This window comes from Acetobacter cerevisiae, from assembly GCF_001580535.1.
GTDB lineage: Bacteria > Pseudomonadota > Alphaproteobacteria > Acetobacterales > Acetobacteraceae > Acetobacter > Acetobacter cerevisiae.
Map to the genome: position 1 here is coordinate 1 of NZ_LHZA01000085.1, position 8,444 is coordinate 8,444.

An 8,444-nucleotide genomic window follows, 5' to 3' on the forward strand; every position below is an offset into this window, starting at 1 on the left:
GTCTCCACAAAACCCGGGGCAATTCATGCCTCGCACGCACCGGCAAGGCGGGAGCGCGATGCGTTCTGTGGATATGCCTTGCTGACGAGGAACGTTCCGGCCCGCTTGACCGTTACTTTGCCAAATGATATCTGTCCGTTTAACTTGAGGAGTCGATGATGCCCAAACTTGCGCTGTATGTGCCACTGAAGGCCAAGCCCGGAAAAGCGCGCGATGTCGCCAATTTCCTGACCTCGGCATTGCCGCTCGTTCAAGCCGAGCCGGGCACTCTGACCTGGTATGCGATCGAGGAAGGTCCCGGTGCGTACGCGATCTTCGATACGTTCGACACAGAGGAGGATCGGCAGGCCCATCTTGACGGCAAGGTTGCCGCCGCGCTGATGGAGAAGGCGGAAGAACTGTTCTCGGAACCGCCGCAGATTCACAAGTTCACCCTGCTGGCCGCGAAATAGCGGAGTGGTCGGCACCCCAAGCTGCCGTACGACTGCACGGTTAGGGTCGCCTGCCCTCGGGAATGGACGGCCCGGCCGGCTCTGGAACTAAATAGAAGAATACGACAGGCCATCCGCGATAGTGGATGGCCTTGTCTTTTGCGCTTATCCGGCCTTTTGATGCTGCTGCTGATAAGTCGGCGTTGATGTGTTGCGTTATCATGGCGCCGTTGGTTTCGCAGGAACTTCTTTAGGTCATCAATCTGCCGCTTTTTAGATCGTCCTGGCCCTGGCAATCGAAAAGCCGCCGTAAATCGATCCGAGAACTGCCGAACGGGAAGGAACCGTTCAGGCGTCAGGCGGTTTAGGAGACAGACATTGGTTGGAAAGGTGCCATGCTATGCGCCTTTGCGCTGGTTCGGATCATCAGCAAGCTCTCGATTTGATGACGCCCAGATCAGAGCTACAAAAGGAGAAGATCCGTGAAAGCTGTCGTGTACAACGGGCCCAAAGACGTTTCCGTCGATACCATCGATGATCCCAAGATCGAAAAGCCGACCGATGTTATCATCCGGCTGACGACGACCAACATCTGCGGGTCGGACCTTCACATGTACGAGGGCCGCACCAGCTTCGAGAAGGGCAGGGTCTTTGGCCACGAAAACCTTGGCGAAGTCATCGAAGTCGGCGCTGCCGTAGATCGGATTAACAAGGGCGATCGCGTCTGCATGCCGTTCAACGTCGGTTGCGGGTTCTGCGAAAATTGCGAACGCGGTCTGACGGGTTTTTGCCTCACGACCAATCCTGGGACCGCCGGCGCAGCGTATGGCTTTGCCGAGATGGGTCCGTGGCAAGGCGGTCAGGCCGAGATGATGCGCGTACCTTATGCCGACTTCAATTGCCTGAAGCTGCCCGAGGACGCTGAGGAGAAGGAGGATGACTATGTCATGCTCTCCGACATCTTCCCGACGGGTTGGCATGGCGTCGAGTTGTCAGGTTTCTTGCCTGGTGAGAGTATCGCGATCTACGGGGCTGGTCCGGTCGGTTTGATGGCCGCGCACTCGGCCGAAATCCGCGGTGCCGCTCAGATCTTCGTGGTCGATTCCCACGATGACCGTCTGAAGCTGGCCGAAGCGATGGGCGCGATCCCGATCGACATGCGCAAGGGCGATCCCGCCCAGCAGATCCTTGACGCGACCGGCGGCCTTGGAACCGACCGGGGGGTCGAGGCGGTAGGTTACCAGTGTTGCGATCGCCACGGCAAGGAGCGCAGTAATTACACGATGAACTGCCTCGTCAAAAGCACGAAGGCCACCGGCGGCATCGGCGTCGTCGGCGTGTTTATCCCGGAAGATCCGAATGCGACCGACGATCTCCAGAAGGAAGGCAAGATGGCGTTCGACTTCGGCAACTTCTGGTTCAAGGGGCAGAAGATCGGCACCGGCCAGTGTAATGTAAAGCACTACAACCGGCGGCTGATGAAGCTTATCGAGCAAGGCCGGGCCAATCCTGGTCAAATCATCTCGCACCGACTGCCGCTCGATCAGGCACCAGACGCTTACAAGCATTTCGATGCGCGCGATAATGGTTGGACAAAGGTCGTGCTCAAACCGGGTGCCTGACCTTAGTCTTCTACGGAATAGGGATAAATTATGACATTAGAGGGCAAATCAGTTGCCGTTCTGATCGCGCCCCGCGGGACGGAAGAGCCAGAATTCTCGAAGCCCAAGCAAGCTATCGAGGAGGCTGGCGGCAAAGTGACCGTGGTCAGTTTTGAAGCGGGCGTGGCTCGCACAGTCAATAGCGATCTCGACGAGGGCGGCAGCTATACTATCGACAAGACGTTTTCCGAGGTGAAAGCCGACGATTTCGACGGACTTGTTGTGCCCGGAGGAACTGTCGGTGCCGACAAGCTGCGCGGCAGCGGCGAGGCAATTGGTTTCATCCGGGCTTTCTTCGATCAGAAAAAACCGGTTGCGGCTATATGCCATGCACCCTGGACATTGATTGAGGCGGGCGTGCTTAAGGGTCGCACCCTGACGTCCTACCCAACGCTGAAGGTCGATGTCGAGAACGCCGGCGGTACATGGATCAATGAAGAAGTCGTGGTCGACAACGGCCTTGTCACAAGCCGCGACCCTAATGATTTACCCGCCTTCTGCGCCACACTCGTGGACGAAATCGCGGAAGGTGTGGGCGCTGGGCTCGCAGCCGGGAATTAAGACGGGGCGGTTTCGACGAACCATGTGAGGGCCCGCTCCCTGGAGAAGTTCCGCACAAAACAGGCGTAGCGGATGGCCGGCGATTGGCTGTCCGCTACGCCGCATATCAGACTAACACGGCGCACCTGACGGGCACTCGAACCCTAAACCGCGTCAACCGCGTTGACACATCTTCGGCTCCCGCTTCCAGATTCGACCCATTCCAGCGTCCGGTTGACATACACCTGATCGAACGCCCGTTCGGTCAGGTTTACGACCTACAGCGCCGCTTTGAGATAGGGGGCGGTGAGACTGCCTTCTGCTTCCGCAACGACGCCAGGGACGCCGCTGGCAACGATACGGCCGCCATCTTCCCCAGCCCCCGGTCCCAGATCGATGACCCAGTCCATCTGCGTGATGGCGCGCATGTCATGTTCGACGACGACGACGGTATTGCCAGCGTCGACGAGGCCCTGCAGGTGTTGCATCAGCCGGTCGGCATCGGAGGGGTGAAGCCCCGAAGTGGGCTCGTCGAGGATGTAGATCGTGTTGCCGCGCTGGGCGCGTTGCAGTTCAGTCGCCAGCTTGATGCGCTGCGCCTCCCCGCCAGACAGCTCGGTCGCAGGCTGTCCGAGCCTCAGATAGCCAAGACCGATCTCCCGCAACACGTCGAGGGAGCGCATCACAGATGCCTCGCCAGCGAAGAAATCGCACGCATCGTCGACCGTCAGTTCGAGCACCTGGGCGATATTGCGCCCGTTCCATTCGACTTCGAGCGTTTGCGGGTTGTAGCGAGAGCCATGACAGGTCGAGCACGGCGCAAAAACGCTCGGCAGGAACAGCAGCTCCACCATGACGTATCCCTCGCCCTCGCACACCGGGCAGCGACCTTGCGCGACGTTGAACGAGAACCTGCCCGGGCTATAGTGTCGCCGGCGGGCGAGCGGCGTATCAGCGAAGATCCGTCGCACATGGTCGAACATGCCGCTGTAGGTGGATAGGTTCGAGCGCGGCGTGCGGCCGATCGGTTTCTGATCGACCCGCACCAGCCTGCGAACATGCTCCATGCCCGCGACAATGCGTCCTTCAGTATCGTTCTGAGCAACGTCGAGCAGAGGATCGATATCCTCCTCCTCGGCCACCGGAGAGCCGCCGAGGTGTTCCGTGACGAGCTCGGGCAGCGCCTGACTGACAAGACTGGATTTGCCCGATCCCGAAACGCCGGTGACAGCGGTGAAGCAGCCGATGGGAAACTCAACGTCGAGACCTTGAAGATTGTTACGCCTGATCCCTTCCAAGCGTATTCGCCGACGCGGGAATAGAGCATCCGCACCAGGCTGGAGAGCGTCGTCACGCTGCCGACCGTGGATCGCGCGTTGGCCGAGCCGCGCTGCTGCTGCAACGCGACCGCAGGCGGCAATCCGTCGATCGTGTCGACCTCCGGCACGCCGGCCTGGTCGATCAGGCGACGGGCATAGGGCGCAACCGATTCCAGATAACGCCGCTGGGCTTCGGCATAAAGGGTGCCGAACGCGAGCGATGACTTGCCCGAGCCCGATATGCCGGTGAACACCACGAAGGCGTCGCGCGGTACATCGACGTCAATATTTTTGAGGTTATTCTGGCGCGCGCCGCGAACCTGCACGCAAGCGGGCGGCCCCGCATGTCCATGGTCGGAGGCCTGCGTCGTCGAGTGTATATCCTTGTTTTTCAACTTAGTTTTCCTGCCGTATCCGCCCGTGCGGCCCGTGTTTCATCACAATCAGGGTAACAGATGAATGCATTTCCGACTCAATGCATCCAACGGCCACGATGGCCCGAGCTTCGAAACCTTTGGAATATTTTCCAGCACTAAACTAAGGTACGACAAAGCCTTTTTCCGTCGGGTCGCGCGACGAGGCCACACACCCCGCAGGTAAGCGCACGGGTTAGGCGGCCGTGGTCCGTGCCGCGATCGGCGTGTAACGACTGCACTTCGGCGGTTGTACCGCATCGCTCAGTTGCCAGGGAGCCTTCATCATGGCCGGGGTCGGGCCATGATGAAGGCTGGCTTGTCGATCCGAGCGCCTGGCGCCGCTTCGGATCGGCGGGTCAGTAGTGAATGACCGTGCGGATCGACTTGCCTTCGTGCATCAGTTCGAACGCCTCGTTGATCTCCTCCAAACCCATGATGTGGGTCACGAACGGGGCCAGATCGATATCGCCTCTCATGGCGTCCTCGACCATGCCGGGGAGCTGTGTCCGTCCCTTGACGCCGCCGAAAGCGGACCCCTTCCAGACGCGGCCCGTAACGAGCTGGAATGGACGGGTGGAGATTTCTTCGCCCGCGCCGGCAACGCCAATCACGATCGACTGACCCCAGCCACGGTGCGCTGATTCAAGAGCGGCGCGCATGACATTGACGTTGCCGATGCACTCGAAGGTATGATCGATGCCCCATCCCGTCATCTCGATCAGCACTTGCTGGATGGGCTTGTCATGGTCCTTGGGGTTGATACACTCGGTCGCACCGAACTGGCGTGCCAGCTCGAACTTGGACGGATTGGTGTCGATGGCGATGATGCGACCCGCCTTCGCCTGGCGCGCACCCTGAATCGCCGCGAGGCCGATGCCGCCCAGGCCGAACACGGCGACCGAGTCTCCGGGCTGGACCTTGGCGGTATTGTGGACTGCGCCGATGCCGGTCGTGACGCCGCAGCCCAGCAGACAGACCTGTTCGGGGTTAGCCTCGGGATTGATCTTGGCGAGCGAAACTTCGGCGACGACAGTATATTCACTGAAGGTTGAACAGCCCATGTAATGATAAAGGGGCTGGCCATTGTACGAAAAGCGGGTGGTGCCATCGGGCATCAAACCCTTGCCCTGCGTTTCGCGGACAGCGACGCACAGGTTGGTCTTGCCCGACACGCAGAAATCGCACTTGCCGCACTCGGCTGTGTAGAGCGGAATCACGTGATCGCCCGGCCTGACGCTGGTGACGCCCTCACCGACCTCGACAACGGTGCCCGCGCCCTCGTGGCCTAGAACCACCGGGAAAACGCCCTCCGGATCACTGCCCGCCAGCGTGTACGCATCGGTGTGGCACACACCGGTGTGCGTCACCCGGATGAGCACTTCACCCTTCCGGGGTGGGGCGACATCGATTTCGACGATTTCGAGTGGCTTGCCCGGCTCGAAGGCTACAGCGGCGCGAGATTTCATGTTGGGATACCCTCGTTGATGGAAACTGATTGCCGGTGCGAGGCCGTTGCGCCATCGCAAATTCGTCGACGTTCTCATACTGTCAGGGAGTATCTTTGTCATACTCCCTGCCAGTATACAAGAGGTGTCCTACCGAGGATCTCAAACCAGAGAAGGCAGCAGGGGCTGGCTTCTAAGTGCGAGAGAACACGGGCAAGAAAATGAGCCTGAAATCGTCATTTAAGATAAGTACGCAGAATCTTCATTACGCCCTCCACGCCGTCATCGTGATCGCCACCCTCGCTTTTGAGGGCCGGATCTGCGCCGGAACCGAATGTTTCCCTGAGGTGACTCTCCATCACTTCCGCCATCAGTCCGTTTGTCGCGCCACGCATGGCGACAATTTGCTGCAGCAGGGGAGCGCAATCGGCCCCGGCTTCGATCGCGCGTTCCAGAGCGTCCGCCTGGCCCTTGATACGCCGCAAGCGTGTGATGGCTCGCTTTTTGTCCTCTGATGAATGTGGCATCGCGTTTTCCCGAGAAATCGCTTCAGCATACCATACAGGGGGGGAGTTTCAATCCTGCACTGAGACGGGCGTTTCTCTCATCGGGCGAGGTTCCGGTCATGCTCTCAAGCCTGCGCCGCAAGCAACCACGGCATGGGCTGAGGGTCCGATCATGTGTCGGGGAAGGGGGGGGAGCCATCGCTCGCTCCCCCAGAATTGCCGGTCAGACCGTAACGACGACCTTGCCGATCTGGTCGTTTGATTCGAGGAAGCGGTGCGCGTCTTGGATGGCGTCGAGCGGGAAGGTGCGCGCGATCTGCGGCTTTAGTGCGCCCGATTCCAGTCCCGCCACGATGAACGCCTTGGCGCGATCGAGGGCGGCATCGTCGGAGACGATCTCGCTGTAGAGATAACCCTTGAGCGTTAGGCTCTTGCCCAGAACGGAGAACAACGGGAACGGCGTCGGCTCGTCGCTTAGCGCGCCATATTCAAGCAGGATGCCGCCGCGCGCCATGCTTGCGGTCAGCGGTTCGAGCGACGGGCCTCCGACCGGATCGAGCACCACGCGCGCACCTGCGCCATCGGTTATCTCCATCACCTTCGCTACCAGATCCTCTTCCCCGGTCGCGATGACGTGATGTGCACCGGCATCGAGCAGGGCCTGGCGCTTGGCGCCGGTACGCGTCGTCGCGATTACCGTCGCGCCGACCATCCGCGCAATCTGGAAGGCAGCAAGGCCGACGCTGCTGGAAGCAGCGGTGACGATGACGAAATCGCCTTCGCCGAGCTTCGCCTGCTCCACCAGCGCACCCCAGGCGGTGACATACTGCATCCACACGGCCGCCGCTTTCTCGAACGACAGCGCCGCCGGATGCTTGACGACGAGGCGGGCGGGCACGTTGGCGACCTCGCCATAAGTGCCCCAGCGCGCGATATCGAGCGGGGGAATAACGCTGACGGCTTCGCCTTCCGCAAACCCGGTCACGTCCGCCCCGACCGTAACGACAGTGCCGGCAGCCTCGTAGCCGAGTCGGCTAGGGAACTCGGCTTCCTGAAGGTAGGCATGGTTGCGGAACATCACCTCGGCGCGGTTTATGCCTATCGCCTTGACCGCGATCTGCACTTCGTCGGCCGCGGGCGCGGGCACTGCCACTTCTTCAATCCTGAGGACGCTTGCGTCGCCATATTCGTGGATTCGGACGATGCGGCTCATGGGACACTCCTTGATTATAGAATGATCGTTCTGTATCGGTGTGGGCCACCAGTTTCAAGATATTATTTATCGATCATTCCATATCGGGCGCCAGACATGACAGAGACGAAAGCACGTCGCGGCGCAGGTCGCCCTCGCGTGTTCGACACTAACGCAGCGCTCGACAAGGCGGTAAGGCTGTTCTGGCAGCGCGGCTACGAGGCGACTTCGATGGCCGATCTGGTGGCGGAGACTGGCGTCGCCGCCGCCAGTCTCTATGCGGCGTTTGGCAACAAGGCGGGGCTGTTCGCGGCGGTGATCGAGCGCTATGCCGCGACGTTCAGCGTCCACCTCTATGCCCCCATCAACGACCCGGCGTTGTCCACCTTCGAGGCCGTCAAAGGCCTGCTGGAGCAAGCGGCGTCATCGTTCTCGGAGCCTGGAACGCCGGCCGGCTGCTTCATGTATTCGGCAGCGGCAGCCGTGTCGCCGGCGTCCGCCGCCATCGAATGCCTGCTGCGCGACAAGCGTATCGCGGCGGAGGCCCTCCTGATCGAGCGTTTACATCGGGGCGCCGCGCAGGGCGAGCTTGCGGCCGATACTGATCCGGCCGTCCTAGGCAAATTCATCAATACGGTCATGGAAGGCATGTCCGTTCAAGCGCGCGACGGCGCTACGATCAACGAACTTCTCTCCATCGCCGAAATGGCACTCGATCGATGGCCGGCTGCGGTTTGATCGTCCAGGCGAGATCCCAGCAGCCTGTTTTTCAACAGCCACGGACGGTTGTGACACCGCCTCAAATGATGCCACGTTTGTACGTAGCGGTGACCGACATATCGGCGTACCTTCAACGAGTAGCCGAGAATATTAAAGGGAGCGAAAGCATATGAGATGCGTGACGCTACTGAATTGCCCCGGGTTTTGTGGAGAC

The 8,444-nt window shown here is 60.4% G+C and carries 8 protein-coding genes; 4 read left to right on the forward strand and 4 right to left on the reverse strand.

Annotation, left to right across the window (positions count from 1 at the left end):
- Positions 1 to 155: 155 nt before the first annotated feature.
- The 3 genes from AD928_RS01255 (at position 156) to AD928_RS01265 (ending at position 2,653) form a co-directional block, all read left to right on the forward strand.
- The gene (locus AD928_RS01255; protein WP_233419884.1) at positions 156 to 452 is read left to right on the forward strand and encodes a putative quinol monooxygenase; all 297 of its coding nucleotides are present in this window, start codon (positions 156 to 158) and stop codon (positions 450 to 452) included.
- A 461-nt stretch (positions 453 to 913) separates the two neighbouring features.
- Entirely contained in the window at positions 914 to 2,053 is a 1,140-nt protein-coding gene (locus tag AD928_RS01260; protein WP_047820974.1) for a glutathione-independent formaldehyde dehydrogenase, read from the forward strand.
- Positions 2,054 to 2,083: 30 nt separating this feature from the next.
- A complete protein-coding gene (locus AD928_RS01265) occupies positions 2,084 to 2,653 on the forward strand; it encodes a type 1 glutamine amidotransferase domain-containing protein (RefSeq protein WP_047820973.1) in 570 nt (189 codons plus the stop codon).
- A gap of 257 nt (positions 2,654 to 2,910) precedes the next feature.
- On the opposite strand, the gene AD928_RS01270 is transcribed toward AD928_RS01265, so the two are convergent.
- The 4 genes from AD928_RS01270 to AD928_RS01285 form a co-directional block, all read right to left on the reverse strand.
- Positions 2,911 to 3,930, reverse strand: coding sequence for an excinuclease ABC subunit UvrA (locus AD928_RS01270; RefSeq protein ID WP_456304672.1), 1,020 nt, complete (start codon positions 3,928 to 3,930; stop codon positions 2,911 to 2,913).
- 793 nt (positions 3,931 to 4,723) lie between these two features.
- Positions 4,724 to 5,833 (reverse strand): S-(hydroxymethyl)glutathione dehydrogenase/class III alcohol dehydrogenase, encoded by a 1,110-nt coding sequence (locus AD928_RS01275; RefSeq protein WP_062247618.1) that lies wholly within the window; start codon positions 5,831 to 5,833, stop codon positions 4,724 to 4,726.
- Between the two features lie 215 nt (positions 5,834 to 6,048).
- Positions 6,049 to 6,339, reverse strand: a complete 291-nt coding sequence (locus AD928_RS01280; protein ID WP_043153273.1) for a metal/formaldehyde-sensitive transcriptional repressor — start codon at positions 6,337 to 6,339, stop codon at positions 6,049 to 6,051.
- Positions 6,340 to 6,541: 202 nt separating this feature from the next.
- Positions 6,542 to 7,531, reverse strand: coding sequence for a zinc-dependent alcohol dehydrogenase family protein (locus tag AD928_RS01285; RefSeq protein WP_062247616.1), 990 nt, complete (start codon positions 7,529 to 7,531; stop codon positions 6,542 to 6,544).
- A 138-nt stretch (positions 7,532 to 7,669) separates the two neighbouring features.
- On the opposite strand from AD928_RS01285, the gene AD928_RS01290 reads away from it, so the two are divergent.
- Positions 7,670 to 8,248, forward strand: a complete 579-nt coding sequence (locus AD928_RS01290; RefSeq protein ID WP_197461655.1) for a TetR/AcrR family transcriptional regulator — start codon at positions 7,670 to 7,672, stop codon at positions 8,246 to 8,248.
- Positions 8,249 to 8,444 lie beyond the last annotated feature (196 nt).

Excerpts from the sequence above, each read along its gene's own strand:
- AD928_RS01285 (WP_062247616.1), bottom strand. The coding sequence starts at position 7,531 with ATGAGCCGCATCGTCCGAATCCACGAATATGGCGACGCAAGCGTCCTC.
- AD928_RS01280 (WP_043153273.1), bottom strand. The coding sequence starts at position 6,339 with ATGCCACATTCATCAGAGGACAAAAAGCGAGCCATCACACGCTTGCGG.
- AD928_RS01255 (WP_233419884.1), top strand. The coding sequence starts at position 156 with ATGATGCCCAAACTTGCGCTGTATGTGCCACTGAAGGCCAAGCCCGGA.
- AD928_RS01265 (WP_047820973.1), top strand. The coding sequence starts at position 2,084 with ATGACATTAGAGGGCAAATCAGTTGCCGTTCTGATCGCGCCCCGCGGG.
- AD928_RS01275 (WP_062247618.1), bottom strand. The coding sequence starts at position 5,833 with ATGAAATCTCGCGCCGCTGTAGCCTTCGAGCCGGGCAAGCCACTCGAA.